This is a genomic window from Streptomyces sp. RKAG337 (genome assembly GCF_023701715.1).
Taxonomy (GTDB): Bacteria; Actinomycetota; Actinomycetes; order Streptomycetales; family Streptomycetaceae; genus Actinacidiphila.
In genome coordinates this window covers 2712798-2738783 of the sequence record NZ_JAJOZA010000001.1, presented here as the reverse complement: position 1 = coordinate 2738783, position 25986 = coordinate 2712798, and the positions used below count along the sequence as shown (strand labels likewise).

Sequence of the window (25986 nt, the reverse complement as noted above, 5' to 3'; positions counted from 1 at the left end):
GTTAGGACACCGCCGGGACGGGTGGCGGGCCGCGGTGCCGGCGGTTCAGCAGGGGCGCTTGCGCAGCTCCATCACGTAGTCGTGGGGCGCGCCGCACGACTCCGCGGCGTCCGCGATCTCACCGAGGTAGCGGGCGTTCGGCAGCCCGCCCTCGTAGTCGTTCAGCACATACGTCCAGGCGGCGACCTCGCCGTCCAGGGTGTGCACCCGAACGGTCGTACGCCGGTAGATGCTGAGCGGTACGCCCTCCCAGCGGTCCATCGACTCCTCGTCGATCGGCGCGATGTCGTACAGCCCCACGAAGACCTGCCGCAGCGGGTCCTCCACCAGGGTCGCCAGGGCACCTTCCCAGCCCATCTGCTCACCGCCGAAGGTGAGCCGCCAGCCGTCCAGCCAGCCGGTGCCGCGCAACGGGGAGTGGGGGGCGCGGCGGGTCATGAGCCGCGCGTCGAGGTTGCCTGCGTAGGCGGCGTAGAGCGACATGAGGACGAGAGTACGGGAGGGAGGTGAGCCCCCTGTAAGTGAACGCTTGGCGCGTGCGGGACAATGGGGTACGTGACTCGGATCGTGATCATTGGCGGCGGACCCGGCGGATATGAGGCAGCGCTCGTTGCCTCGCAGCTCGGCGCGGAGGTGACCGTCGTCGACTGCGACGGTCTGGGCGGGGCGTCGGTACTCACCGACTGCGTCCCGTCGAAGACTTTGATTGCCACCGCCGAGGTGATGACCACCTTCGACTCCTCGTACGAAGAGCTGGGCATCATCGTCGCGGACGACACCCCGCCGCTGGAGCAGGCGGCGCGTGTGGTGGGCGTGGACCTGGGCAAGGTGAACCGGCGGGTGAAGCGCCTGGCGCTCGCCCAGTCGCACGACATCACCGCCTCCGTCACCCGTGCGGGCGCACGGGTGATGCGCGGCCGCGGCCGGTTGGAGGGCTGCCAGACCGCAGGTGGCACCCGGTGTGTCGTCGTCGAGGCGGCGGACGGCACGTCGGAGACGCTGACGGCCGACGCGGTGCTCATCGCGACCGGCGCCCGCCCGCGCGAGCTGGCGGACGCGCTGCCGGACGGCGAGCGGATCCTGAACTGGACGCAGGTCTACGACCTGGACGAGCTCCCCGAGGAGCTCATCGTGGTGGGCTCCGGTGTGACCGGCGCGGAGTTCGCCGGCGCGTACCAGGCGCTCGGCTCGAAGGTGACGCTTGTCTCCTCGCGCGACCGCGTGCTGCCGGGCGAGGACCCGGACGCCGCCGCCGTCCTGGAGGACGTCTTCCGGCGCCGCGGCATGAACGTGATGGCGCGCTCGCGCGCCGAGTCCGCCAAGCGGGTCGGCGACCGGGTGGAGGTCACCCTGGCGGACGGCCGGGTCATCACCGGCTCGCACTGCCTGATGGCGGTGGGCGCCATCCCGAACACCACCGGAATGGGTCTGGAGGAGGCGGGCGTCAAGCTCAAGGACTCCGGCCACATCTGGACCGACAAGGTCTCCCGCACCTCCGCGCCCGGCGTGTACGCGGCCGGTGACGTCACCGGCGTCTTCGCGCTCGCCTCGGTCGCCGCCATGCAGGGCCGGATCGCGATGTACCACTTCCTGGGCGACGCGGTCGCGCCGCTCAACCTCAAGACGGTCTCCTCGAACGTCTTCACGGACCCGGAGATCGCCACCGTCGGCTACACCCAGGCCGACGTCGACAGCGGCCGGATCGACGCCCGCTGCGTCAAGCTGCCGCTGCTGCGGAACCCGCGCGCCAAGATGCAGGGCATCAGGGACGGCTTCGTGAAGCTGTTCTGCCGGCCGGGCACCGGGATCGTCGTCGGGGGCGTCGTCGTGTCGCCGCGCGCCAGCGAGCTGATCCACCCGATCTCGATCGCGGTCGACAACAACCTGACCGTCGAGCAGATCGCGAACGCGTTCACCGTCTACCCGTCCCTGTCGGGCTCGATCGCCGAGGTGGCCCGCCAGCTGCACACCCGCAAGACGGCGAGCGAGCTGTAGCCGTCGGGCGCGGGGTTCCGGGCGTGGTTTGCGGCCGGGAGATGACCGGACGGTAACCGGGTGGTGGAGCCCTAAAGGCTCTACCACCCGATGGTCTCTTTTGTGCACGACTTCGGTTAAGTGGCGCAAAGTGCTGAAAGCAGACGGTCGTTGGCGTTACTGTCAGTTTCGTGTTCGCTGCAGAACGTCGCCAATTGATCCTCGAAATGGTGCGGGCCAACGGAGCGGTTTCGCTCCGTGAGCTCGCCCGTGTCGTCCAGACCTCCGAAGTGACCGTACGGCGGGACGTGCGCGCTCTGGAGGCCGAAGGACTGCTCGACCGCCGGCACGGCGGTGCGGTTTTGCCGGGTGGCTTCACCAGGGAGTCCGGTTTTCCGCAGAAATCCCATCTAGCGACCGCGGAGAAGACGGCCATCGCCGATCTCGCGGCGAGTCTCGTCGAAGAGGGCGAGGCCATCGTGGTCGGCGCCGGGACCACCACGCAGGAGCTGGCCCGCCGGCTCGCGCGGATCCCGGGACTGACCGTCGTCACCAACTCCCTGCTGGTGGCGCAGGCGCTGGCGCACGCGAACCGGGTCGAGGTCGTCATGACCGGCGGCACTCTGCGCGGTTCCAACTACGGCCTGGTCGGCAGCGGCGCCGAACAGTCCCTCCAGGGACTGCGGGTGTCGCGGGCCTTCCTGTCCGGCGCGGGACTGACCGCGGAGCGCGGTCTGTCGACGTCCAACATGCTCTCCGCGAGCGTGGACCGGGCGCTGGTGCAGGCGGCGGCGGAGGTCGTCGTCCTGGCCGACCATACGAAACTGGGCGCGGACACCATGTTCCAGACCGTGCCCACCGATCTGATCACGCATCTGGTGACGGACGAACCGCCGCCAGGTGACGACCGCAGCGCGACCGAGCTCCAGGCCCTGGCGGACCGTGGAGTGCAGGTCGCCGTCGCGTCCCTGATGGGGGCCGACGCCATCGCGGCCGGCCGGCCGCGCCGCGAGATGCCGATGCCCGCGCCCCGGAGGCACCCGCACCCGGGACAGCCGCCGCTGCGCAGCGCGACGCCGATCGCGGCCGACCAGCAGGCAGCCAGGATCGCCGACCTGCGGCGCCGTTAGGGACGCCGCGGGGAGAGATCCCGACGGACCCTGGACCCGGGTCGTGAAAGGCCCGGGTCGCGGAACGGCGTGGGTCGCGGAGAGTCCTGGTCACGGGAGCCGTGGCGTCACGCCTGCGTGGTGACTCCTGCCGGGGTGCGCAGGCCGTGCAGGGTCAGGTCCATCAGCCGGTCGAAGATCGCCTGGCGTTCCGGGTCCTTCTCGGCCACCAGCACGATGGCGTTGGTCAGCTTGAGCAGGTCGGCGATGGTCGCGTCCGTACGTACCTCACCGGCCCGCTGGGCGCGCTCCAGCAGTGCCCCGCCCGCCGCGCGCAGCGGCACCTTGCACGCGACCATCTTCGCGTCGCCCGCGGCCATGATGGCCGCCGCCAGCCCGCGGTACATGGTGGAGTGGACGGCGACCATCCGCAGCCACCGGACGAGCGCGTCGGTCGGTGAGTCCGCCGTCAGCAGTTCGTCCGCGCGCACGGTCAGCAGCTCGACCTCCTGCTCGAAGACCGCGTTCATCAGCGCGTAGCGGTCGGGGAAGTGCCGGTAGAGGGTGCCGATGCCGACGCCCGCGTGGCGTGCGATGTCCTCCAGCGACGCGTCGGTGCCGTGCACGATGAAGGCCTGTCGGGCCTCGGCCAGCAACCGGTCGTAGTTGCGCTGCGCGTCTGCCCGCATCGCCACTCGCCTCCCAAGGTCCGATCCCGGAAATCCAGGATCCCAGAATGGCATTGTAGAACCGGAGGCGTCCTCCGTATAGTTTGCGGAGGCACCTCCGTTTCTGCCTCTCTGGAGGTCTACTCAGCATGTCCACATCCTTGAGCACGGCTCCACTCACCGCCCCCGCCCCGACCCGGCGGCACCACCCGTTACTCGCTCTCTCCGCCATCGTCGGCACCCAGCTGATGCTGCTGCTGGATGCGACCGTGGTGAACGTCGCCCTGCCGGGCATAGGCGCCGACCTGGGCTTCTCCTCCACCGGCATGTCCTGGATCCTGAACGTCTACATCCTCGCGTTCGGCGGTCTGCTGCTGCTCGGCAGCCGGATCGGCGACCTCATCGGCCGCCGCCGGGCCCTGATCATCGGCGTGCTGGCCTTCACCGCCGCCTCGGTGGCCGGCGGATTCGCCACCGACGCGACGCTGCTGCTCGTCTCCCGTGGCGCCCAGGGAGCCGCCGCCGCACTGGCCGCGCCCAGCACCCTCGCCCTGTTGACCACCACCTTCACCGAGGGCACCGAGCGCAACCGCGCGCTCAGCGTGTTCTCCGCGATCTCCGGCGCCGGCTCCGCCGTCGGCCTCATCGTCGGCGGGATGCTCACCGAATGGGGCTCCTGGCGCTGGGTGTTCTTCATCAACATCCCCGTCGGGCTCGCCATCGCCGCGCTGGCCCCGCGCTACGTCGCCGAGACGGCCCGCCACCCCGGCGGCCGGTTCGACGTCGCCGGGGCGCTCACCGGCACCCTCGGCATGGCCTCGCTCGTCTACGCGTTCATCCGCGTCGCCGACCAGGGCTGGGGCGACACCCGGGCGCTGACCACCTTCGGCGCGGCGGCCGCGCTGCTCGCCGCGTTCCTGGTCAACGAGGTACGGGCCGAGCGGCCGCTGGTCGTGCTGCGGCTGTTCGCGGACCGCAACCGGGCCCTGGCCTACGGCTGCATGCTGCTCATCCCGGCGGGCATGTTCGGGGTCTTCTACTTCTCCACCCAGTTCCTGCAGGGCGTACTGGGCTACAGCCCGCTGCGGACCGGCTTCGCCTTCCTCCCGCTGGCCGCCCCGCTCTTCGTGGCCGCCCGCACCGCCCCGCGCGCGCTGGCCCGCTTCGGCGCCAAGCGCGTCGCGTCGGCCGGCGCCCTGCTCTCGCTCAGCGGGACGCTGTGGCTCTCGCAGCTCGACGCGGGCACCGGATACGCGGGCGCGCTGCTCGGGCCGCTGGCCCTCATCGGGGTGGGTGTCGGCTTCACGATGATGCCGCTCAACACCCTCATCCTGACGGGCGTCCAGCCGCGAGACGCCGGTTCGGCGTCCGGACTGCTGCAGACGATGCAGCAGATCGGCGGCAGCCTGGGCCTGTCGATCCTCGTCACGGTCTTCGGCACCGCGGCCCGGCACGCCGGCGGGGGTGCCGGGGAGGTCTTCACGGCGGGCGCCACCGCCGCCTTCGCGGCGGCCGCCGTCTTCACCGGCCTGGCCCTGTTGCTCGTCCTGGCCGTACGGGTGCCCTCGAAACGCTGAGGGTGCCGGAGCAGCGAAATGCCGGGCGGGCCCGATCGGGCCCGCCCGGCATCGTCAGTTCACCTGACCGGAGATCCGTCCTGGGATCAGTCCTTGATCTCGCAGATCAGCGCGCCCGAGGTGACCGAGGAGCCGACCTCGGCCGTCAGGCCCTTGATGGTGCCGGAGCGGTGCGCGTTGAGCGGCTGCTCCATCTTCATGGCCTCCAGAACGACGACGAGGTCGCCCTCGTTGACCTCCTGGCCCTCCTCGACCGCGACCTTGACGATGGTGCCCTGCATCGGGGATGCCAGGGAGTCACCGGAAGCGGCCGAACCGGCCTTCTTGGTGGTGGCGCGGCGCGGCGCCTTCTTGTTCAGGCCGACCGGCATGGACGCGACACCGAGCGACGCCGGGAGGGAGACCTCCAGGCGCTTGCCGCCGACCTCGACGACCACCGTCTCGCGGGCCGGGGCCTCGTCGTCCTCGCCACCGACCGGCGCGAACGCCGTGATGGTGTTCTGGAACTCCGTCTCGATCCACCGGGTGTGGACGGTGAACGGCTCGGTGGATCCGCCCAGCTCGGGGGCGAACGCCGGGTCGGCCACGACCGCGCGGTGGAACGGGATGGCCGTGGCCATGCCCTCGACGCGGAACTCCGCCAGCGCACGGGCCGCACGCTGCAGCGCCTGCTGCCGCGTCGCCCCGGTCACGATCAGCTTGGCGAGCAGCGAGTCCCAGGCCGGGCCGATGACCGAGCCGGACTCGACGCCCGCGTCCAGCCGCACACCGGGGCCCGACGGGGGCTGGAAGGTGGTGACGGTGCCGGGAGCGGGCAGGAAGCCGCGACCCGGGTCCTCGCCGTTGATACGGAACTCGATCGAGTGACCCCGCAGCACCGGGTCGCCGTAGCCGAGCTCCTCGCCGTCCGCGATCCGGAACATCTCCCGGACCAGGTCGATGCCGGAGACCTCCTCGGTGACCGGGTGCTCGACCTGCAGACGGGTGTTGACCTCCAGGAAGGAGATCGTGCCGTCCACGGCCACCAGGAACTCCACGGTGCCCGCGCCGATGTAGCCGGCCTCCTTGAGGATGGCCTTGGACGCCCGGTACAGCTCGGCGTTCTGCTCATCGGTCAGGAACGGCGCCGGAGCCTCCTCCACCAGCTTCTGGTGGCGGCGCTGCAGCGAGCAGTCACGGGTGGAGACGACCACGACGTTGCCGTGGCTGTCGGCCAGGCACTGCGTCTCGACGTGCCGCGGCCGGTCCAGGTAGCGCTCGACGAAGCACTCGCCGCGCCCGAAGGCGGCGACCGCCTCGCGGACCGCGGAGTCGAACAGCTCCGGGATCTCCTCGATGGTGCGCGCGACCTTCAGACCACGCCCACCACCGCCGAAGGCGGCCTTGATGGCGACCGGCAGGCCGTGCTGCTGGGCGAACGCGACGACCTCGTCCGGGCCCGCGACCGGGTCCGGGGTACCCGCGACGAGCGGGGCACCGGCACGCAGCGCGATATGACGGGCCGCCACCTTGTCACCGAGATCGCGGATCGCCTGCGGCGGCGGTCCGATCCAGGTCAGCCCGGCGTCCAGCACCGCCTGGGCGAACTCGGCGTTCTCGGACAGGAATCCGTACCCGGGGTGGATCGAGTCCGCCCCTGATTCGGCTGCGGCGGCCAGCACCTTGGCGTAGTCCAGATAGCTGGACGCCGGGGTGTCACCGCCCAACGCGTAGGCCTCGTCGGCCGCGCGGACATGCAGCGCGTCCCGATCCGGGTCTGCGTAGATGGCTACGCTGGCGATCCCGGCATCCCGGCAGGCGCGGGCGACGCGGACTGCAATTTCACCGCGGTTGGCGATGAGCACCTTGCGCACGATGGCTCCCTCCTTGAAACAAGCCGAGTTTAGTTACTGACGACACTTCATGCCGAGTCACCCCTACAGGTGAGCTTGCCCACACGGAGGGTGATTCGAGCGCCGGTCGAGCGCCCGAGTGCCTGCTAAATCCACGGTACGACCCCATTCGTCCAGGTGCCCCAGGGGCCTTGGTGTGGCCCATGTCTCTCTGCGTGACCAAGGGCAGGATGCCGGATCCTTTGTGGGTTCTCCACGAATAGGGGGTGGAATCTTTGCTGGTCCGCCACCCCGAAAGGGTGGTGGGGTCATGGACCTTGCCGCGCGGCGTACCCGTTAGTAGCGTTCGCGATGCGTGATACCCGGGGTAACGGTTGCAGGTTGAAGGGGGAAAGGTGCGCAGAGGTCTGGCCGCGACCACGGCTGTAGTGCTCGTTCTTGAGGCGTTCGGCATCGCGTTCGTCCATGTGGTGCTCGGCCTCGCCGTGCGCAACCAGAACATGTCCGTCGCGGGGCTCGACTCCGACGGCATGGCCATCGGCACCTGGGTCGGCGGTGCCCTGTTCGGGCTCTTCCTCATCGGCTGTGCCCTCATCCCGGCGCGGGTAGCGCTGCGTGGCCGGCCGCCCGGCAGGTTCGGGCAGATCCTGCTCATCGTGTGCGCGGTCGTTCACGGCCTGCTGGGTGCGCTGGTGGTCGGCCTCGTCGGCTGGGCCGCCTTCGTCTTCATGATGCTCGTCCTGGCGCTCCTTGTCGGCACTCTGCTGCTGTACCCGGACACCGAGGACGGCGCGCCCGCCGCCGGGAGCAACAGCAACGAGGTCCCGCCGCCGACCGCTCCGGCCGCAGCCTAGGACGTTACCGGCGGGGGCGGGCGGAAACCGGGGGCTACGCCGTCCAGAGGTCGGTGATCCGCACGTCCAGGTCGCCCAGCAGCCGCCGCAGCGTCGGCAGGGACAGGCCGATGACGTTGCCCGGGTCCCCGTCGATGCCGTCGACGAACGGGGCCGAGCGGCCGTCCAGGGTGAACGCGCCCGCGACGTACAGCGGCTCGCCGCTCGCGACGTAGGCGGCGATCTCGGCGTCGTCCGGCGAGCCGAAGCGCACCGTCGTCGACGCGGTCACCGAGACCTGCTTGCCGTTCGCGGTGTCGATGACGCAGTGACCCGTCCGCAGTACGCCCGACCGGCCGCGCATCGACATCCACCGGGCGGTCGCCTCCGCGGCGTCCGCCGGCTTGCCCAGTGCCTCGCCGTCCAGCTCCAGGACGGAGTCGCAGCCGATCACCAGCTCGCCGCCGGTCAGGCCGGCCGCGACCGCCGCCGCCTTCGCCTCGGCCAGCACCCGCGCCAGCTCCGCCGGGTTCGCGGCCGTCAGCGCGTCCTCGTCGACCCCGCTGACCACGACCCGGGGATCGAGTCCCGCCTGCCGCAGCAGGTTGAGACGGGCGGGGGAGGCGGAGGCCAGGACGAGGGGGCGAGGGGTGCTCATCGGGCCATCGTAATTCGGGCCGCGGCCGCTCCGGTGCCGGGGCGGGACAGTGCCGGGCGGTCAGCTGTGCCAGCCGACGAGCAGCATCAGCAGGGGAATGGTCAGCGCGATCACGAGCATCGCGCGCCGCAGCATCGCCTGCACCTGCCGCATGTCCTCCGGCGGTTCGTCGCGCCGGTCGCGGTCCGACCACAACATGTCTTCCAGGTTGCGCCCGGGAAAAGGCCCGCGCCTGAGTACGGATACTCAAGCGCGGGCCGGGAGGTGACTATTTGTGCGGGTTGTTCGGCTGCTCGGCCCGTTCAGCGCGGCCAGAAGGACGTGCGCCACGCGCCGGGACCCGGGCCGGGGACCGGGCGGGGCACGTTGTGGGCCGGGTCGGCCCACTGCTCCGTCTGCCGCGGGCCGTCGGCGCTGCCCGCCGTCGCGGCGGCCCGCGCCTGGACCAGTGCCACGACGGCGGCAAGCTCCTCCGGGGTCGGATTTCCCCGCTCTACCTTGATCACCACGGGACGGCTCCTTACAGGGGGATGTTGCCGTGCTTCTTCGGCGGCAGGCTCTCGCGCTTGTTGCGCAGCGTCCGCAGCGCCTTGACCAGGTGCGAGCGGGTCTCGGACGGCATGATCACCGCGTCGACGTAACCGCGCTCGGCCGCCACGTACGGGTTCAGCAGCGTGTCCTCGTAGTCGGTGATCAGCTGCTGGCGCAGTTCCTCGACCGCCTCCGGCGTCTTGGCCTCCGCCAGCGTGCGGCGGTGCAGGATGTTCACCGCGCCCTGCGCGCCCATGACGGCGATCTGCGCGGTCGGCCACGCCAGGTTCAGGTCCGCGCCCAGGTGCTTGGAGCCCATCACGTCGTAGGCGCCGCCGTACGCCTTACGGGTGATGACGGTGATCAGCGGGACCGTCGCCTCCGCGTAGGCGTAGATCAGCTTGGCGCCGCGCCGGATGATGCCGTTCCACTCCTGGTCGGTGCCGGGCAGGAAGCCGGGTACGTCCACGAAGGTGATGACCGGGATGTTGAAGCTGTCGCAGGTACGGACGAAGCGGGCGGCCTTCTCCGACGCGTCGATGTCCAGACAGCCCGCGAACTGCATCGGCTGGTTGGCGATGATGCCGACCGGCCGCCCCTCGATCCGGCCGAGGCCCGCGACGATGTTCGGCGCGAACAGCGCCTGCGTCTCCAGGAACTCGCCGTCGTCGAGCACGTGCTCGATGACCTTGTGCATGTCGTACGGCTGGTTCGCGGAGTCCGGGATCAGCGCGTCCAGCTCGAGGTCCTCGGCGCTGGTCGCCAGGTCCGCCTCGACCGGGTAGGCCGGGGCCTCCGCCAGGTTGTTGGACGGCAGGTACGACAGCAGCGCCTTCACGTACTCGATGGCGTCCTTCTCGTCACCCGCCATGTGGTGCGCGTTGCCGGACGTCGTGTTGTGGGTGCGGGCGCCGCCCAGCTCCTCCATGGCGACGTCCTCGCCGGTCACCGTCTTGATGACGTCGGGTCCCGTGATGAACATGTGCGAGGTCTGGTCGACCATCACCACGAAGTCCGTGATGGCCGGCGAGTACACCGCGCCGCCCGCGCACGGGCCCACGATCAGCGAGATCTGCGGGATCACACCGGAGGCGTGGGTGTTGCGGCGGAAGATCTCGCCGTACATGCCCAGCGAGGCCACACCCTCCTGGATGCGGGCGCCGCCGGAGTCGTTGATGCCGATGACCGGGCAGCCGGTCTTCATCGCCCAGTCCATGACCTTGACGATCTTCTCGCCGTAGACCTCGCCCAGGGCGCCGCCGAAGACGGTGAAGTCCTGGGAGAAGACCGCCACCGGGCGGCCCTCGACCGTGCCGTAACCCGTGACGACACCATCGCCGTAGGGCCGGTTCTTCTCCAGGCCGAAGTTGGTCGACCGGTGCCGGGCGAGCTCGTCCAGCTCGACGAACGAGTCCTCGTCGAGGAGCAGTTCGATCCGCTCCCGGGCGGTCAGCTTGCCCTTGGCGTGCTGCTTCTCCACCGCGCGCTCGGAGCCGGCGTGCGTCGCCTCTTCCATACGGCGGCGCAAATCCGCGAGCTTGCCCGCGGTGGTGTGGATGTCGTGCTCCGGCTCGGCCATGGAGGCGGCTCTCCTGCTCTCGTGGGTCCTGTCGGGTCCTACTTGACTGGCGAGTAACGCTGTTTCGTAGCGTAACGGCGCGACTGCTTCTCGAGCAGTGCGGCGTTGGACACACTCCGCTCAGAGGTCTTCTCCTAATCTGGGCGGATGACGACTCCCAACCGCTGGTCCGACCTGGAGCGCCCCCCTCTCGGCGAAGCCGCGCTGCGCCGGGCGGTCATCGCGCCGGACAGCCCCTGGACGTCCCTCGACGTCGTCGAGGCCACCGGTTCCACCAACAGCGACCTCGCACAACGCGCCAACGCCGGTGCCCCGGAAGGCGCCGTGCTCGTCGCGGAGGAACAGACCGCGGGCCGCGGCCGGCTCGACCGCCAGTGGTCGGCGCCGCCGCGCTCCGGCCTGTTCTTCTCGGTGCTGCTGCGGCCCGCCGACGTACCGGTGGAGCGCTGGGGCTGGCTGCCGCTGCTCGCCGGGGTCGCGACCGCCACCGCGCTGTCCCGGGCGGCCGGCGTCGACACGGCACTCAAATGGCCCAACGACCTGCTGGTCACCATCGACGGCGAGGAGCGCAAGACCGGCGGCATCCTCGCCGAGCGCGCCGGCACCGACGGAGTCGTCATCGGCATCGGGATCAACGTGTCGCTGCGCACCGAAGAACTGCCCGTCCCCGCCGCGGGCTCCCTCGCCCTCGCCGGCGCCAAGGGCACCGACCGCGACCCGCTGCTGCGCGCCGTGCTGCGCTCCCTCGCCGACTGGTACGGCGAGTGGCGCGCGGCCGCCGGCGACCCGGCCGCCTCCCGCCTCCAGCAGACGTACGCGGCCGGCTGCGCCACGCTCGGCCGCGAGGTCCGCGCCGAGCTGCCCGGCGGCCGCGAGCTGGTCGGCACCGCGGTCGGCGTGGACGACGACGGCCGGCTGGTGCTCGCCACCGCGGACGGCGAGCAGGCGGTCGGCGCCGGGGACGTCGTCCACATCCGCCGCGCGTAGCGCCCGGCCCCCGGGCGGTCCCGGCGGCCCGTCCGGATCCCGGTCCTCCCTTGCGTATCTCCCGTCAGCGGGTCGTCCGCGGGGGCCCGCCGAAGACCCGCTGACGTAGGCACGGGCAGGTGACGTGAGCTACGGCACACCTGCCGTATCGTTGAGGCGGCGCGTCGGCTTGATGATCGGAAGGGCTCGGACGGGCATTGCGCAGGGATCTGACAGGGGGCGGAGGGTGAGCGTGGACGACGCGGACCTTCCCCCGTACGCGACGGATCCGGGCACCGGCCCGGACCCGGACGGGGTCGACCCCGATCAGCCGGCCAGGCCGGCCGGCTCCGCCGACCCCGGGACGCCCGCCGATCCCGGTACCGGAGCGGATTCCACCGATCCCGCCGAGCACCCGCTCGCGCTGCGCCTCGAACACCTGATCCTCGGCGCCGGCCGCCAGTACACGCCCTTCCAGGCGGCCCGCACCGCCGGCGTCTCCATGGATCTCGCCTCCCGCTTCTGGCGCGCCATGGGCTTCGCCGACATCGGCCAGGCGAAGGCCCTCACCGAGGCCGACGTGCTGGCGCTGCGCCGCCTCGCCGGACTCGTCGAGGCCGGGCTGCTGAGCGAGTCGATGGCCATTCAGGTCGCCCGCTCCACCGGCCAGACCACCGCCCGGCTCGCCGACTGGCAGACCGACTCCTTCCTCGAAGGGCTCACCGAGCCGCCCGAGCCCGGCATGACGCGGGCCGAGGTCGCCTACCCGCTCGTCGAACTGCTGCTGCCCGAGCTGGAGGAGTTCCTCATCTACGTCTGGCGGCGCCAGCTGGCCGCCGCCACCAGCCGCGTCGTCCAGTCCGACGACGAGGAGGCCGTGGACCGCCGGCTGGCCGTGGGCTTCGCCGACCTCGTCGGCTTCACCCGGCTCACCCGGCGGCTGGAGGAGGAGGAACTCGGCGAGCTCGTCGAGGCCTTCGAGACCACCTGCGCCGACCAGGTCGCCGCGCACGGCGGGCGCCTGATCAAGACGCTCGGCGACGAGGTGCTGTACGTCGCCGACGACCCCGGCACCGCCGCCGAGATCGGGCTGCGCCTCATCGAGACGATGACCGGCGACGAGTCCATGCCCGCGCTGCGCGTCGGGATGGCCTTCGGGACCGTGACGACCCGGATGGGCGATGTCTTCGGCACCACCGTGAACCTCGCGAGCCGTCTGACGTCGATAGCGCCACGGGACGCCGTGCTCGTCGACGGTGACTTCGCGCAGGCGCTCGGCGCGGCGGGCGACGCCCCCGTCTCCGAGGTCGACGCCTCCGAGGACGACAAGTACCGCTTCGCCCTGCAGCCGATGTGGCGCCGCCCGGTGCGTGGGCTCGGCGTCGTCGAGCCGTGGCTGCTGACACGCCGCGGCTGACCCGACCTCCCCTGCCGCGCGGCGGGCGCGGCTGGCATGATCCGGGGCATGACGGAGTCTGAAGTGCGGTTCGGGGAATGGGTCGCGGTGCGGCGGCACGGCGCGCGCGTCGCGGAGTTGGTGCTGGATCGCCCCAAGGCGATGAACGCCATCTCGACGGAGATGGCCGGGAGCGTGGCGGCGGCGTGTGCCGCGCTCGCCGCCGACCGGACGGTCAGTGCCGTGGTGCTGACGTCCACGCACGAGCGCGCGTTCTGCGTCGGCGCGGACCTGAAGGAGCGCAACTCCTTCACGGACGCCGACCTCGGCCGGCAGCGGCCGCACACCCGCGCCGCGTACACCTCGGTGCTGGAGCTGCCGATGCCGTCGATCGCCGCGGTGCACGGCTTCGCGCTCGGTGGCGGCTTCGAGCTGGCGCTGTCCTGCGACGTGATCGTGGCGGACGCCACCGCGGTGGTGGGGCTGCCGGAGGTGTCGGTGGGCGTGATCCCCGGCGGCGGCGGCACCCAGCTGCTGCCGCGCCGGGTGGGCGCGGCACGCGCCGCCGAGCTGATCTTCACGGCGCGGCGGGTGGCGGCGGAGGAGGCCCGCGAGCTGGGCCTCGTCGACATCCTGGCCGCCGCGGGCGAGGACCGCGCGGACGCGCTGGCGCTCGCGGAGCGCATGGCCGCCAACTCGCCGGTGGGGCTGCGGGCCGCGAAGCGGGCGCTGCGGCTGGGGCACGGACTGGATCTGCGGGCCGGTCTCGACGTCGAGGACGCGGCGTGGCGGACGGTGGCCTTCTCGGGCGACCGGGCCGAGGGCGTGGCGGCGTTCAACGAGAAGCGGACGCCGGACTGGCCGGGGGAGTGACGCGGGGGCCAGGAAATCCGCTTCGGGAGTAGTCAAACAGCCCCAAGTGCGACATTTGTTCTTAACCTGGTGGGATGGGTGACGGGACGGCCGATCGACGGCTGCGAGCGGTCGTGGAGTTGGCGCAGGCGATGGCGGCCGCCCAGGACCCGCACGAGGCGGTGCGGGCGGCCGCCACCAGGGCGCGGCTCGCGATGGGCGGATCGTTCGCGGCACTGTCGTCGTGGGAACGGGGATCGGGCCAGCTCCGGGTGCTCGTCAACGACGGCGACCTGGCGCCCGGCGAGGACCCGGAGCCGCTGGACGAGACCTATCCCGTGAACGACTTCCCGGAGATCGTCGAGTTCCTGCACGGGAAATGGGCCGGCGGCGGGGAGCCGCACGCCTGGGTCGAGACGGCCGAGGACGGTCCGCAGGGGCCGGGCGCGTACTGCCACCAGCGGGTCGCCGCCCTGCGGCGGCGCGGGCGCGGCTGCTGCGTCGTCGCGCCGATCGTGCTGCACGGGCGCGCCTGGGGCGAGCTGTACGTGGCGCGGGGCGCGGGCGAGCCGGTCTTCGACCGGGCGGACGCGGACTTCGCGACGGTGCTGGCCGCCGTGATCGCGGCCGGGATCTCGCAGACCGAACGGCTCGCCGAGGTCCAGCGGCTGGCCTTCACCGATCCGCTGACCGGGCTCGGGAACCGGCGCGCCGTCGACGTCCGGCTCGACGAGGCGCTGGAGCTGCACCGGGTCTCGGGGGCCGTGGTGAGCCTCGTGGTGTGCGATCTGAACGGTCTGAAGAAGGTGAACGACCGGCTCGGGCACGCCGTCGGGGACCAGCTGCTCGAACGTTTCGGCTCGGTCCTGTCGCTGTGCGGCGCGCTGCTGCCCGGCAGCCTGGCGGCCCGGCTCGGCGGCGACGAGTTCTGCCTCGTCGCGGTCGGCCAGAGCCCGGACGAGGTGGTGGGCGCGGCGGACGAGCTGTGCCGGCGGGCCACCGAGCTGGAGGTGGGCGAAGGCGTCGCCTGCGGTGTCGCCTCGACGGGCGACCCGATCGGGCCGGTGCGGACCGCCCGGCGGCTCTTCCGCCTCGCGGACGCCGCCCAGTACCGGGCCAAGGCGCTGCGGTCGACCACGCCGGTCGTCGCGGGGCGCGGCGGCCCCGACGACCCCGTCGTACGCCTCGCGGACCAGCCGCCCGCCCCCGAGGGCGAGCGCCGACGGATTCGCGGGCGCCACGGGTCGTGACGGGCGGGCCTGTCCGCGGGCTCCGGTCCCCTGCTGTTCCCGTGCTGTGCCCGGCCCCGAGCGGTCGTCGGGCGGGGCCCGCGAAGATCGCCGGGGCGGGCGGTCGAAGATCGTCGGCGAAGGTAAGGAGTGACAGGCGGCGATTCACTCTCTAGGGTGCGTGAATATGAATATGCATAACGTGGTCATCGGCGCCGACGGCGCGAGCGCGGACGACGTCCTGGCCGTGGCTCGCGGCGGCGCGAAGGTCGAACTGTCGCAGCAGGCACTGACCGGGATCGCCGCGTCGCGGCAGGTCATCGAGGCGCTGGCGGCCAAGCCCGAGCCGGTCTACGGCGTGTCCACGGGCTTCGGCGCGCTGGCCGTCCGCCACATCAGCCCGGAGCTGCGCGCGCAGCTGCAGCGCTCCCTGGTGCGCTCGCACGCCGCCGGCATGGGCCCGAGCGTCGAGCGCGAGGTCGTGCGCGGCCTGATGTTCCTGCGGCTGAAGACGCTCGCGTCCGGCCGCACCGGCGTGCGCCCGGTCGTCGCCGAGACGATGGCGGCGATCCTGAACGCCGGGATCACCCCCGTCGTGCACGAGTACGGCTCGCTCGGCTGCTCCGGCGACCTCGCACCGCTCGCGCACTGCGCGCAGGTGCTGATGGGCGAAGGCGTGGCCGAAGGCCCTGACGGAACGATTCGTCCGGCCGGCGAGCTGCTCGCCGAGGCCGGCATCGAGCCGGTGGAGCTGCGCGAGAAGGAGGGCCTGGCCCTCATCAACGGCACCGACGGCATGCTCGGCATGCTGGTGATGGCGTGCGCGGACCTCGCGCAGCTCTTCACCGCGGCCGACATCACCGCCGCGCTCTCGCTGGAGGCGCTGCTCGGCACCGAGCGCGTCCTCGCGCCCGAACTGCACGCCATCCGCCCGCACCCGGGCCAGGCCGCGAGCGCCGAGAACATGCGCCGCGTACTGGAGGGCTCCGGCTTCACCGGGCACCACCAGGACGACGCCCCGCGCGTCCAGGACGCCTACTCGATCCGCTGCGCGCCGCAGGTCGCGGGCGCCGGCCGGGACACCCTGGCGCACGCCCGGCTGGTGGCCGACCGCGAGCTGATCTCCGCCGTCGACAACCCCGTGGTGCTGCCCGACGGCCGGGTGGAGTCCAACGGCAACTTCCACGGCGCGCCCGTGGCGTACGTCCTGGACTTCCTGGCGATCGCCGCCGCCGACCTCGGCAGCATCGCCGAGCGGCGCACCGACCGGCTGCTCGACAAGTCGCGGTCGCACGGGCTGCCGGCGTTCCTCGCCGACGACCCGGGCGTGGACTCCGGCCTGATGATCGCTCAGTACACGCAGGCCGCGCTGGTCAGCGAGATGAAGCGGCTGGCCGTACCGGCATCGGTGGACTCCATCCCGTCGTCCGCGATGCAGGAGGACCACGTCTCGATGGGCTGGTCCGCGGCCCGCAAGCTGCGTACCGCGGTCGACAACCTGGCGCGGATCATCGCGGTCGAGCTGTTCGCCGCGACCCGCGCCATCGAGATGCGCGAGAAGCTCACCGCGGGCGGTCTGCGGCCCGCCCCGGCCACCCGGGCGATCGTGGCGGCGGTCCGTGAGGCGGGCATCGACGGTGTCGGCCCGGACCGTTTCCTGTCGCCCGACCTGGAGGCCGCGTACGCGTTCGTCCGGGCCGGAAAGCTCAACGCGGCGGCCGAATCGGTGACCGGGCCGCTGGCCTGACGCCGGATCGGTGACATGGCAGCCCCGCCGCCGAATCGGTGACGGGGCAGCCTGCCTGACGCCGGATCAGCGGGGCCGGCGGCGGACGCCGCGCGACTGCTGAGCGTGACGAAGACGAGGGAGGACGAGGGGCGCACACCCGCGGGTGTGCGTCCCTCAGTGCTTCAGAGCGCCTGCGCGCGGGAGCGGCGCCCCGCGTTCAGCACCAGCCCCGCACCGCCGACGAGGAACGCGGCCCCGCCGATCAGATAGGGCGTGGTGTGCACCTCGCCGGTGGCCGCGAGATGCAGCGTCCCGGTCGTCGAAGTCGTCGGTCCTGATCCCGTCACGGGTGCCTTGACCTGCGAAGCGGGGGCATGATCCGGGCTGGCGGTGGCGGACGGCACGAAATACAGCGCTGCCAGTACGGAAGCGGCGGCGGCGGCGACGAACGGGCGTGGAGAAGCCAGAGGTGAGGTCAACGGATCCCCCATTGGGTGCGGCGACTTGACCGTAGACGCCGATGTTAGTGACCTGGTGTGCCTGGTGGGAAGCTGGCGCTCCGGCGTTTACGCTCCGTCGCATGAGCACTACTGAGATTCCCCGTGGCGAGAGCGGCCCGCGCTATGTACGACTCCAGGTCGAGCTCGTTCTCGAGGTCACCGGACAGCCGGAAATGACCGCCGCCGCGCTGGAGCACATCGCCGCCGACGCGGAGATGCCCGCCGAGGAGCGGACGCACGCCGAGGCGGCCGTGAAGCAGGACGAGTCCGAGGCGCTGGCCTATCTGATCGACCCGTTCGACCTGGTGACGACGGTCCCCGGGATCGAACTCGTGCAGGCCTCGTGGTCCTGCGCGCACACCGAGTACGACCCCGACTCCGAGGAGTGGGACATGTACGACGACGACGATGCCGCAGAGGAGGACGTCGAGGAGGCCACCACGACGGCCTGACCCCGGGCCGGGCCCGGCCCGCAACGGGCCGATCCCTACCCGAACCGGGCCGGTCCCTACCCGAACCGGGCCGGTCCTGGTCCGGCTCCGGCCTGATGCCGGTCTGACCTGCACTTTTCCCCGACCCCGGGCCGTTCGCGGCCCGGGGTTCCGCACGTGTGCCTCGACACACTTTCCGGACAAAGGGAACGGACCTTCGGCCCTTCATGTTCCTCTGGTTATGGATGAGGCTCGTTTCCGGATCCATCTCGTCCGGATCCGTCGCTCGCGGGGACGCGGGCAGGACTCGCGGGAACGCGAGCAGGGAACGTGCGCCCGCAGGCATTGGAGATTTGTGTGAAGTGGCCCGACCCCGGCACCGCAACCGGCCCCGTCAACGGCATGACGCCCGACCAGCGCGCGCACTCGCGGCGCAGGCGCCGCACCGGCCTGGCGGCCGTCGCGGTCGTGCTCGGCGGCGCGGTCGCGCTGACCGCGTGCGGCGGCAGCGGCTCGGACAAGGGCAGTGCCGCGACGGACAAGGGCGCCGCCGCGACGGACAAGGGCAAGACGCAGGCGGACGTCGACGCGGCGGCCGCCGAGGTCTCCTCGGACGCCAAGATCGCCATCACCCCGAAGACGGGGACCAGCAACGCGAGCATCAGCAGCGGCACCAAGATCGCCGTGACCGACGGCAAACTCACCGCGGTCGTCATGACCGAGGTCGTGAGCGGCAAGGCCGTCACGGGTGCGATAGCCACCGACGGCAGCAGCTGGAAGCCGGACGCCTCCCTCGACCGCGGCAAGAAGTACAAGGTCGCGGCCACCGCGCAGGACGCGAAGGGCCGCGTCGTCACCGAGACCTCCACCTTCGGCACGGTCTCCGCGAGCAACAGCTTCATCGGCTACTTCACGCCGGAGGACGGCTCCACGGTCGGCGTCGGCATGCCGGTGTCGATCAAGTTCGACAAGGCCGTCACCAACAAGAAGGCCGTCGAGTCGGCGATCAAGGTGGCGTCCAGCAGTGGCCAGACGGTCGTGGGCCACTGGTTCGACTCCACCCGGCTGGACTTCCGTCCGCAGGAGTACTGGAAGGCCGGCTCGAACGTCAGCGTCAAGCTGAAGCTGGACGGTGTCGAGGGTTCCAACGGCGTCTACGGCGTCCAGAACAAGGACGTCAACTTCACCGTCGGCCGGTCCCAGGTCTCGACGGTCGACGCCACCACCAAGACGATGACGGTCGTCCGCGACGGCAAGACGATCAAGAGCATCCCGATATCGGCGGGCTCCGCCGACCACCCGACCTACAACGGTCAGATGGTGATCTCCGAGAAGTACAAGCAGACGCGGATGAACGGCGACTCGGTCGGCTTCAAGGGTGAGTACGACATCGCCGACGTGCCGCACGCCATGCGGCTGAGCTCCTCGGGCACGTTCATCCACGGCAACTACTGGGGCAGCAAGGCGATCTTCGGCTCGGCCAACACCAGCCACGGCTGCATCGGCCTGAGCGACACCAAGGGCGCCAACGACCCGGACACGCTGGGTGCCTGGTTCTTCGGCCAGTCGCTGATCGGCGACGTGGTCGTGATGAAGAACTCGCCCGACAAGACGATCAAGCCGGACAACGGGCTCAACGGGTGGAACATGACGTGGAGCGCTTGGACGGCGGGGTCGGCGGTCTGAGCCCGCGGCCCGCACTTCTGTCGGCGGCCGGGCTCGGGCCGGGGGTCCTTCGGATCCCCGGCCCGGGGCCCGGAGGGTCCCTCTCTAGCGGGCCGTCCATTCGGACGGGTCGTCCAGGACCGCCCGCACCGCGCTGTACGCCGCGCCCAGCAGTACCCCGTCCCGGCCCAGCCGTGACTCGACCACCAGCGCGCCGCCGCCCGTGACCCGCCGGCCCAGCTCCCGCCGTACGCCCGGCAGCAGCCATGGGGCCAGCTCGGAGAGCGGGCCGCCGAGGACCACCGCCTGCGGGTCGAGCAGGTTCACGGCGCCGCTCAGCGCGATCCCGAGCGCCCGGCCGGCGGCCTCCAGGGCCGCCAGCGCGGGCGCGTCGTCGTCCGATGCCGCCGTCCGCAGCGCCTTGAGGCTCCCCGGCAGCTCGGGTGCGATGCCGGCCGCGCGCAGCACCGCCTCCTCGCCCGCGTACTGCTCCAGACAGCCGCGGGCGCCGCAGGAGCAGCGGGGGCCGTCGGGGTACACCGGGACGTGCCCGAGCTCGCCGGCGAAGCCGCGCGCTCCGCGGAAGAGGCTGCCGTTGATGACGAGGGCCGCGCCGATGCCGATCTCTGCCGAGACGTGGATGAAGTCGGTGAGGGGGGCTTGGGCGGGGGTTTGGGGGGTGCGGGTGCCGGGGATCGTCTCTCCCCTGCCGGCCAGCCACAGTTCTGCCAGTGCCCCGAGGTTCGCCTCGTTCTCCACGGTCAGGTCGGTGCGTTCGTTCTTCCAGCCGAGGTTCGGTGCCCGCAGCACCGTGTGCTGGTCCCTTCCCACCAGGCCGGGGACCGCGACGGTCAGGCCCGCCGGGCGCAGCCCGAGCGCCACCGCCTCCTCCGTCACCTGCCGGACGAGTCCGTCCAGCTCGCCGAGCGTCTGTGCGGCGGCCCGGCCGCGGTTGCGGGCCTCGACCGTCGCGCGGGCCCGTACGGTGCCGCGCAGGTCCACGACGCAGGCCGCGAGGTGGTCCACGCCCACTTCGGCGCCGATCCCGGCGGGGCCGCGGGGGCTGAGCGCCAGTGCGGTGCCGGGGCGGCCCACGGTGCCGGGGCGCTGCGCGCCCAGCTCGGTGACGAGGCCCGCCGCGATGAGTTCGTCGACGAGCGTCGAGACGGTGGCCCGGGTGAGGCCCACCTCGGCGGCGACGGCTGCCCGGGACATGTTGTCGCCGGCGGCTACGGCGTGCACGACGGCGGAGAGGTTGCGGCGGCGCAGTGCGGCTTGGGGGTTGGTGCCGGTTGCCACGGTGGGTCCGTTCTGTGGTCTGTGGGGGCGGGGGCCGGTCCCTCCGGGGCAGGGTTTCGAAATCGACTATTTAGGGCCTGGCGGCCCTCAAATAGCTCGGCAGCATTTCGAAACCCTGCCCCTGCGGGCCCGTCCCCCTCCGGTTCGAGCCGCCCGGTGGGTGTGGAGTGCGGGCGGGAACTCGCGCCTGCCGCTTCAGGTGGTGCCGAGTGCCGCTCTCAGGGTTTCCAGCATGGTTTCGTCGCGTTCGATCGGATCGTAGACCGGGCCCGCCGACGTGCCCCAGCGGGCGGCGATGTCGGTGGGTGCTTCCCCGGTGCGGAGGGCGGCCGCCTGCGCGGCGGCGCCCAGGGCAACGAGGTCGTCCGCGTCGGGGATCTGGACCGCCCGTCCGGACAGCCGGCGGACGGTCTGCCGCCAGGCGGTGCCGCGGGCGCCGCCGCCGATCAGGAGGAGGGGTTCGTCGGAGGGCCGGTCGTCGACGGCCAGGACCAGGTCCAGGGCGGCGAGCAGGGTGTAGGTGGCGCCGTCGTAGGCGGCCTGCAGGATCTGGCCGGGGGTGGTGTCGTGGCGCAGGCCGGTGAGGGTGCCCGAGGCGAGGGGGAGGTTGGGGGTGCGCTCGCCGTCGAGGAAGGGGAGGAGGGTGATCGTTCGGTTGGGTTCCACGGCCTCTCTGGTGAGGCTGAGGAGACTGGCGATCTTGTCCACGGCTTGCGTGCAGTTCAGGGTGCAGGCGAGCGGGAGCCAGCCGCCGTGTGCCCCCGCGAAGCCGGCGACCGTTCCCGTGGGGTCGGTGGGGCGGGTGGTGGAGGGGGTGTAGACGGTTCCCGACGTGCCCAGGCTGAGGGCGGCGCGGCCGGGGGTCAGGCCGAGGCCCAGGGCGGCGGCCGCGTTGTCGCCGGTGCCGGAGGCGACCGGGATGCCGGGTGGGAGGGGGAGGCCGGGGAGTGTTGTGCCTGCTGGTTCTCCTGGGGCCAGTACGCGGGGGAGGAGTGCTTCGTCGAGGCCGACGGTGTTGAGGACGGTGTCGTCGTAGGTCTCGGTGTCCGAGGCCCACCAGCCGGTTCCCGATACGTCGCCGCGATCCGTGACCGCCCGGCCCGTCAGCCGCTCGGTGAGGAAGTCGTGCGGCAGGCGCACTCCGGCCGTCGCGGCGGCGACGGCCGGTTCGTTCTCGCGCAGCCAGGCCCATTTCGCGACGGTGAAGCTGGCACCGGGTACCGAACCGAAGCGCTCGGCCCAGTGTTTCGCCCCGAAGCGTGCGACGAGTGCCTCGGCCTGGGGTGCTGATCGCACGTCGTTCCAGAGGAGGGCCGGGCGCAGGGCCTGACCGGATGCGTCGAGGGCCACCAGGCCGTGTTGTTGGCCTCCGATGGAGATCGCTGAGGCCGGGTGTGCGGACAGGGCTTCGAGGGTTGTTCTGAGGGCCTGCCACCAGACCTCCGGGTCCGTTTCGCGCTTTCCGCCCTCGCTGACCGTATGGGGCGATCTGGCCCGCGCCAGTACCTCGCCGGTGTCCACCCGGACCGCCAGTGCCTTCGTCGACTGGGTGGAGCTGTCCACCCCGATCACGACCGTCGGTTCCATTGAGCGACCCCTTCTCTTCCCATCGCGGCCCTCGCATACTAATTTGTTCAACGGTCTTACGAATAGGAGCCGGCGCCATGAGTCTCACCCCCACCCCCGAGCACAAGTTCACTTTCGGCCTCTGGACGGTCGGCTGGCAGGGCCGCGACCCGTTCGGTGACGCCAGCCGTCCCGCCCTCGACCCGGTCGAGTCCGTCACCCGGCTCGCCGAGCTGGGCGCGTACGGCGTGACGTTCCACGACGACGACCTCATCCCGTTCGGTGCCACCGAGGTCGAGCGCGAAACGCACATCAAGCGGTTCCGGCAGGCCCTCGACGCGACCGGTCTGGTGGTGCCCATGGCCACCACCAATCTCTTCACGCACCCGGTCTTCAAGGACGGCGCCTTCACGTCCAACGACCGTGACGTACGGCGGTACGCGCTGCGCAAGACGATCCGGAACATCGATCTGGCCGTCGAGCTCGGGGCGCGGGTCTATGTCGCGTGGGGCGGCCGGGAAGGGGCCGAGTCCGGGGCGGCCAAGGACGTGCGGGTCGCGCTGGACCGGATGAAGGAGGCGTTCGACCTGCTCGGCGAGTACGTGCTGGGGCAGGGGTACGACCTGCGGTTCGCCGTGGAGCCCAAGCCGAACGAGCCGCGCGGCGACATCCTGCTGCCGACCGTGGGGCACGCGCTCGCGTTCATCAACGAGCTGGAGCACCCGGAGATGGTCGGGGTGAACCCCGAGACCGGGCACGAGCAGATGGCCGGGCTCAACTTCACGCACGGCATCGCGCAGGCGCTGTGGCACGGCAAGCTCTTCCACATCGACCTCAACGGCCAGACCGGCATCAAGTACGACCAGGACCTGCGCTTCGGGGCGGGCAACCTGCGGGACGCGTTCTGGCTCGTCGATCTGCTGGAGACCGCCGGTTACGAGGGGCCCCGGCACTTCGACTTCAAGCCGCCGCGTACCGAGGACTCCGACGGCGTCTGGGCCTCGGCCGCCGGCTGCATGCGCAACTACCTGCTGCTGAAGGAGCGCGCCGCCGCGTTCCGCGCCGATCCGGTCGTCCAGGAGGCGCTCAGGGCCTCGCGGCTGGACGAGCTGGCCCGGCCGACGCTGGGGGAGGGCGAGACGCTGAGCGATCTGCTGGGAGACCGGGCGGCGTTCGAGGACTTCGACGTCGAGGCGGCGGCGGTGAAGGGCATGGCGTTCGAGCAGCTCGACCAGCTGGCGATGGACCATCTGCTCGGCGCCCGCTGACCTTTCTCATCCGGCTCTCAGTCCGGCCTCACCCGTTCATCACCGCTGGTTCCTACCGTGACGGCGCAGCGGGAGTACGAGGGACCTCCGATCCACTCGTACTTCCGCCGTCCCCATTCATCCCCCGCATCCTGGCCGGGGTGGCAACGGCGAGGAATCGCATGTTCTTCACATATCTCAGGCGCGAGCTGCGGCGTCGCAGAAAAGCCGCGCTGGTCATCGCGCTGGGGCTGGCCCTCGGTATCGGGCTGGTCATCACCGTCAACTCGGCCTCGGCGGGGATGCAGGTGGCGCAGGGGAAGGTGCTGCAGTCCCTGTACGGCCTCGGGACCGACATGACGGTCACCAAGGCCGCCGCCGCGCAGGGCAGCACCGGGGCCACCGGGCGTCCGAAGTTCAACTTCGGTGCCACCACGGACTCCAAGGAGCAGAGCAGCGACCAGGTGATGGTGCAGGGCTTCGAGTCGCTGCCCACCACGGTCGTCTCCCAGGTCGCCGGCCAGAAGGGGGTGGACGATGCGGTCGGCGGGCTGAGCCTGCGGGTGCTGAAGGTGAGCGGGCAGTTCGACCGGGGGCAGTTCAAGCAGGGCCAGACCACCGGCGGCGGGCGCGGCGGTGGCGGCGCGCAGCCGCCCGGTGAGGTGCAGGGCGGTGGCGCGCAGTTCGACGTCAACAACTACTCGGTCTACGGCGTGGACGTCGCCAAGCCGGCGCTCGGGCCGCTGACCTCCTCGAAGATCACCTCGGGAACGTCCTTCACGAGCGCGCAGTCCAACGCCGCCGTGGCCGTCCTCGACAGCTCCTACGCCAAGGAGAACAAGCTGGCGGTGGGTGGCACGCTCACCATCAAGGCCGTCAAGTACCAGGTCATCGGCATCGCGACCGCGGACAGCGGCGACTCCGCCGCCAACGTCTACATCCCGCTGACGCAGGCCCAGACGCTGGCCGGCGCCAAGGACAAGGTCACCACGGTCTATGTGAAGGCCACGGACTCGCAGCAGATCGACGGCGTCAAGTCCGCCATCCAGAAGAACGTCCCGGGCACGACGGTCACCACCTCCGCCGATCTCGCCTCCACGGTCTCCGGTTCGCTCTCCACCGCCTCCGACCTGGCGACGAACCTCGGCAAGTGGCTCTCCATCGCCGTGCTGATCGCCGCGTTCCTGGTCGCGGGACTGCTCACCTCCGCCGCCGTCAGCCGGCGGGTGCGGGAGTTCGGCACGCTCAAGGCGCTGGGCTGGAAGAGCCGCCGGGTCACCGGTCAGGTGATGGGCGAGGCCCTGGTCAACGGCCTCATCGGCGGCGTCCTCGGTATCGCGCTCGGCCTCGGCGGCGCGTACCTCATCACCGCCATCAGCCCGACGCTGACCGCGTCGGTCGCCTCCGGTGGCGGCGGTGGCGGTGGTGGTGGCGGTTTCGGCGGCGGGCCCGGCCGGCAGGCCGCGACGAAGGCGCTGGACATCGCGCTGACCGCTCCCGTCAGCCTCGGCACCATCGGCCTGTCGGTCGGCCTGGCCGTCGCCGGCGGCCTCATCGCCGGCACCTTCGGCGGCTGGCGCGCCTCCAGGCTCCGCCCGGCGGACGCCCTGCGCCGCGTCGAATAGCCACCCACCTTCAGTCTCAAGGGAGTTGACCATGTACCAGCTGACCGGCGTCACCAAGCGCTACCGACGCGGCAAGGACACCGTCGAGGCCCTGCGGGGCGTCGATCTCACCATCGAGGACGGCGACCAGCTCGTCATCCAGGGCCCCACCGGCGGCGGCAAGTCCACCCTGCTGCAGATGCTCGGCGCCCTCGACCGCCCGACCGAGGGCTCCGTGGAGTTCGACGGCGTCGACCTCGCCCGGCTCGGCGAGGCCAAGCTCACCAGGATGCGCGCCGAGAACATCGGCTTCATCTTCCAGAGCTTCAACCTCATCCCGACGCTCACCGCCCAGGAGAACGTCGAGACCGCCCTCGTCCCCATGGGTATCAAGCCCGCGGAACGCCGCCGCCTCGCCGTCGAGGCCCTGGAGTCCGTCGGCCTCGAAGAGCGCCTGAGCCACCTGCCCTCCGAGCTCTCCGGCGGTCAGCAGCAGCGCGTCGCCATCGCCCGCGCCCTCGTCAAGAAGCCCAAGGTCCTCCTCGCCGACGAGCCCACCGGCAACCTCGACGAGGCCACCCGCGACGACATCATGGGCCTCCTTGAAGGCCTCTGGAGAGAACGCGGCCTGACCTTCATCCTCGTCACCCACGACTCCGCCATCGCCAAACGCGCCCCGCGCCTGGCCACCATCCGCAAGGGCCAGGTCACGGTGACGGAACGGGTCCCGGCGAGATAGCC

At 71.6% G+C, this 25986-nt stretch carries 24 protein-coding genes; 14 read left to right on the top strand and 10 right to left on the bottom strand.

Annotated elements, in window-relative coordinates:
* Positions 1-45: 45 nt before the first annotated feature.
* Complete coding sequence (locus LNW73_RS11815) at positions 46-483, bottom strand: gamma-glutamylcyclotransferase (protein ID WP_138352192.1); 438 nt, start codon at positions 481-483, stop codon at positions 46-48.
* A gap of 63 nt (positions 484-546) precedes the next feature.
* On the opposite strand from LNW73_RS11815, the gene LNW73_RS11810 reads away from it, so the two are divergent.
* A complete protein-coding gene (locus LNW73_RS11810) occupies positions 547-1995 on the top strand; it encodes an NAD(P)H-quinone dehydrogenase (RefSeq protein WP_250977424.1) in 1449 nt (482 codons plus the stop codon).
* A 170-nt stretch (positions 1996-2165) separates the two neighbouring features.
* Positions 2166-3104, top strand: a complete 939-nt coding sequence (locus LNW73_RS11805; RefSeq protein ID WP_250977425.1) for a DeoR/GlpR family DNA-binding transcription regulator — start codon at positions 2166-2168, stop codon at positions 3102-3104.
* Between the two features lie 107 nt (positions 3105-3211).
* Here LNW73_RS11805 and LNW73_RS11800 read toward each other — a convergent pair whose 3' ends face one another.
* The gene (locus tag LNW73_RS11800) at positions 3212-3772 is read right to left on the bottom strand and encodes a TetR/AcrR family transcriptional regulator (RefSeq protein ID WP_250989885.1); all 561 of its coding nucleotides are present in this window, start codon (positions 3770-3772) and stop codon (positions 3212-3214) included.
* Between the two features lie 128 nt (positions 3773-3900).
* On the opposite strand from LNW73_RS11800, the gene LNW73_RS11795 reads away from it, so the two are divergent.
* Positions 3901-5328: an MFS transporter gene (locus LNW73_RS11795; RefSeq protein ID WP_250989884.1), complete on the top strand. Its 1428-nt coding sequence runs from the start codon at positions 3901-3903 to the stop codon at positions 5326-5328.
* A gap of 86 nt (positions 5329-5414) precedes the next feature.
* Here LNW73_RS11795 and LNW73_RS11790 read toward each other — a convergent pair whose 3' ends face one another.
* On the bottom strand, positions 5415-7181 hold the full coding sequence (locus LNW73_RS11790; RefSeq protein ID WP_250977428.1) for an acetyl/propionyl/methylcrotonyl-CoA carboxylase subunit alpha: 1767 nt from the start codon (positions 7179-7181) through the stop codon (positions 5415-5417).
* Between the two features lie 374 nt (positions 7182-7555).
* On the opposite strand from LNW73_RS11790, the gene LNW73_RS11785 reads away from it, so the two are divergent.
* Positions 7556-8014: a hypothetical protein gene (locus LNW73_RS11785; protein WP_250989883.1), complete on the top strand. Its 459-nt coding sequence runs from the start codon at positions 7556-7558 to the stop codon at positions 8012-8014.
* 34 nt (positions 8015-8048) lie between these two features.
* Here the strand turns inward: LNW73_RS11785 and LNW73_RS11780 are convergent, their stop codons facing one another.
* The 4 genes from LNW73_RS11780 to LNW73_RS11765 form a co-directional block, all read right to left on the bottom strand.
* A complete protein-coding gene (locus LNW73_RS11780) occupies positions 8049-8651 on the bottom strand; it encodes a nucleoside triphosphate pyrophosphatase (RefSeq protein WP_250977430.1) in 603 nt (200 codons plus the stop codon).
* 60 nt (positions 8652-8711) lie between these two features.
* On the bottom strand, positions 8712-8849 hold the full coding sequence (gene mmpB, locus LNW73_RS11775) for a morphogenic membrane protein MmpB (protein WP_187144992.1): 138 nt from the start codon (positions 8847-8849) through the stop codon (positions 8712-8714).
* 104 nt (positions 8850-8953) lie between these two features.
* On the bottom strand, positions 8954-9157 hold the full coding sequence (locus LNW73_RS11770; RefSeq protein ID WP_250992886.1) for an acyl-CoA carboxylase subunit epsilon: 204 nt from the start codon (positions 9155-9157) through the stop codon (positions 8954-8956).
* A 14-nt stretch (positions 9158-9171) separates the two neighbouring features.
* The gene (locus LNW73_RS11765; protein WP_250989882.1) at positions 9172-10761 is read right to left on the bottom strand and encodes an acyl-CoA carboxylase subunit beta; all 1590 of its coding nucleotides are present in this window, start codon (positions 10759-10761) and stop codon (positions 9172-9174) included.
* 147 nt (positions 10762-10908) lie between these two features.
* On the opposite strand from LNW73_RS11765, the gene LNW73_RS11760 reads away from it, so the two are divergent.
* The 5 genes from LNW73_RS11760 (at position 10909) to hutH (ending at position 16951) form a co-directional block, all read left to right on the top strand.
* The gene (locus LNW73_RS11760) at positions 10909-11748 is read left to right on the top strand and encodes a biotin--[acetyl-CoA-carboxylase] ligase (protein ID WP_250989881.1); all 840 of its coding nucleotides are present in this window, start codon (positions 10909-10911) and stop codon (positions 11746-11748) included.
* Between the two features lie 226 nt (positions 11749-11974).
* Complete coding sequence (locus LNW73_RS11755) at positions 11975-13144, top strand: adenylate/guanylate cyclase domain-containing protein (RefSeq protein ID WP_250989880.1); 1170 nt, start codon at positions 11975-11977, stop codon at positions 13142-13144.
* Positions 13145-13192: 48 nt separating this feature from the next.
* Positions 13193-13996, top strand: coding sequence for an enoyl-CoA hydratase/isomerase family protein (locus LNW73_RS11750; protein WP_250989879.1), 804 nt, complete (start codon positions 13193-13195; stop codon positions 13994-13996).
* A 74-nt stretch (positions 13997-14070) separates the two neighbouring features.
* The gene (locus tag LNW73_RS11745) at positions 14071-15225 is read left to right on the top strand and encodes a GGDEF domain-containing protein (RefSeq protein WP_250977435.1); all 1155 of its coding nucleotides are present in this window, start codon (positions 14071-14073) and stop codon (positions 15223-15225) included.
* A gap of 172 nt (positions 15226-15397) precedes the next feature.
* A complete protein-coding gene (gene hutH / locus LNW73_RS11740) occupies positions 15398-16951 on the top strand; it encodes a histidine ammonia-lyase (protein ID WP_250980302.1) in 1554 nt (517 codons plus the stop codon).
* Between the two features lie 164 nt (positions 16952-17115).
* Here hutH and LNW73_RS11735 read toward each other — a convergent pair whose 3' ends face one another.
* Positions 17116-17412, bottom strand: a complete 297-nt coding sequence (locus LNW73_RS11735; RefSeq protein WP_250989878.1) for a hypothetical protein — start codon at positions 17410-17412, stop codon at positions 17116-17118.
* A 101-nt stretch (positions 17413-17513) separates the two neighbouring features.
* Between LNW73_RS11735 and LNW73_RS11730 the strand changes: the two genes are divergently transcribed.
* Positions 17514-17885 (top strand): hypothetical protein, encoded by a 372-nt coding sequence (locus LNW73_RS11730; RefSeq protein ID WP_250989877.1) that lies wholly within the window; start codon positions 17514-17516, stop codon positions 17883-17885.
* A gap of 381 nt (positions 17886-18266) precedes the next feature.
* Positions 18267-19550, top strand: coding sequence for a L,D-transpeptidase (locus LNW73_RS11725; protein ID WP_250992885.1), 1284 nt, complete (start codon positions 18267-18269; stop codon positions 19548-19550).
* A gap of 84 nt (positions 19551-19634) precedes the next feature.
* Here LNW73_RS11725 and LNW73_RS11720 read toward each other — a convergent pair whose 3' ends face one another.
* Entirely contained in the window at positions 19635-20828 is a 1194-nt protein-coding gene (locus tag LNW73_RS11720; RefSeq protein ID WP_308407660.1) for an ROK family transcriptional regulator, read from the bottom strand.
* A gap of 195 nt (positions 20829-21023) precedes the next feature.
* The gene (xylB, locus tag LNW73_RS11715; protein ID WP_250989876.1) at positions 21024-22415 is read right to left on the bottom strand and encodes a xylulokinase; all 1392 of its coding nucleotides are present in this window, start codon (positions 22413-22415) and stop codon (positions 21024-21026) included.
* Positions 22416-22492: 77 nt separating this feature from the next.
* Here xylB and xylA point away from each other — a divergent pair, with 77 nt between their 5' ends.
* From xylA to LNW73_RS11700, 3 genes are all read left to right on the top strand, one after another.
* Positions 22493-23662: a xylose isomerase gene (gene xylA, locus LNW73_RS11710; protein WP_250989875.1), complete on the top strand. Its 1170-nt coding sequence runs from the start codon at positions 22493-22495 to the stop codon at positions 23660-23662.
* 161 nt (positions 23663-23823) lie between these two features.
* A complete protein-coding gene (locus LNW73_RS11705) occupies positions 23824-25266 on the top strand; it encodes an ABC transporter permease (RefSeq protein WP_250989874.1) in 1443 nt (480 codons plus the stop codon).
* 31 nt (positions 25267-25297) lie between these two features.
* Complete coding sequence (locus tag LNW73_RS11700; protein ID WP_250989873.1) at positions 25298-25984, top strand: ABC transporter ATP-binding protein; 687 nt, start codon at positions 25298-25300, stop codon at positions 25982-25984.
* Positions 25985-25986: the final 2 nt, after the last annotated feature.

Coding starts and splice junctions, on each gene's coding strand:
- LNW73_RS11765 (WP_250989882.1), bottom strand. CDS start 10,761: ATGGCCGAGCCGGAGCACGACATCCACACCACCGCGGGCAAGCTCGCG.
- LNW73_RS11725 (WP_250992885.1), top strand. CDS start 18,267: ATGACGCCCGACCAGCGCGCGCACTCGCGGCGCAGGCGCCGCACCGGC.
- LNW73_RS11810 (WP_250977424.1), top strand. CDS start 547: ATGGGGTACGTGACTCGGATCGTGATCATTGGCGGCGGACCCGGCGGA.
- LNW73_RS11800 (WP_250989885.1), bottom strand. CDS start 3,772: ATGCGGGCAGACGCGCAGCGCAACTACGACCGGTTGCTGGCCGAGGCC.
- LNW73_RS11745 (WP_250977435.1), top strand. CDS start 14,071: ATGGGTGACGGGACGGCCGATCGACGGCTGCGAGCGGTCGTGGAGTTG.
- xylA (WP_250989875.1), top strand. CDS start 22,493: ATGAGTCTCACCCCCACCCCCGAGCACAAGTTCACTTTCGGCCTCTGG.
- xylB (WP_250989876.1), bottom strand. CDS start 22,415: ATGGAACCGACGGTCGTGATCGGGGTGGACAGCTCCACCCAGTCGACG.
- LNW73_RS11700 (WP_250989873.1), top strand. CDS start 25,298: ATGTACCAGCTGACCGGCGTCACCAAGCGCTACCGACGCGGCAAGGAC.
- LNW73_RS11705 (WP_250989874.1), top strand. CDS start 23,824: ATGTTCTTCACATATCTCAGGCGCGAGCTGCGGCGTCGCAGAAAAGCC.
- LNW73_RS11760 (WP_250989881.1), top strand. CDS start 10,909: ATGACGACTCCCAACCGCTGGTCCGACCTGGAGCGCCCCCCTCTCGGC.
- mmpB (WP_187144992.1), bottom strand. CDS start 8,849: ATGTTGTGGTCGGACCGCGACCGGCGCGACGAACCGCCGGAGGACATG.
- hutH (WP_250980302.1), top strand. CDS start 15,398: ATGCATAACGTGGTCATCGGCGCCGACGGCGCGAGCGCGGACGACGTC.
- LNW73_RS11730 (WP_250989877.1), top strand. CDS start 17,514: ATGAGCACTACTGAGATTCCCCGTGGCGAGAGCGGCCCGCGCTATGTA.
- LNW73_RS11795 (WP_250989884.1), top strand. CDS start 3,901: ATGTCCACATCCTTGAGCACGGCTCCACTCACCGCCCCCGCCCCGACC.
- LNW73_RS11780 (WP_250977430.1), bottom strand. CDS start 8,651: ATGAGCACCCCTCGCCCCCTCGTCCTGGCCTCCGCCTCCCCCGCCCGT.
- LNW73_RS11815 (WP_138352192.1), bottom strand. CDS start 483: ATGTCGCTCTACGCCGCCTACGCAGGCAACCTCGACGCGCGGCTCATG.
- LNW73_RS11750 (WP_250989879.1), top strand. CDS start 13,193: ATGACGGAGTCTGAAGTGCGGTTCGGGGAATGGGTCGCGGTGCGGCGG.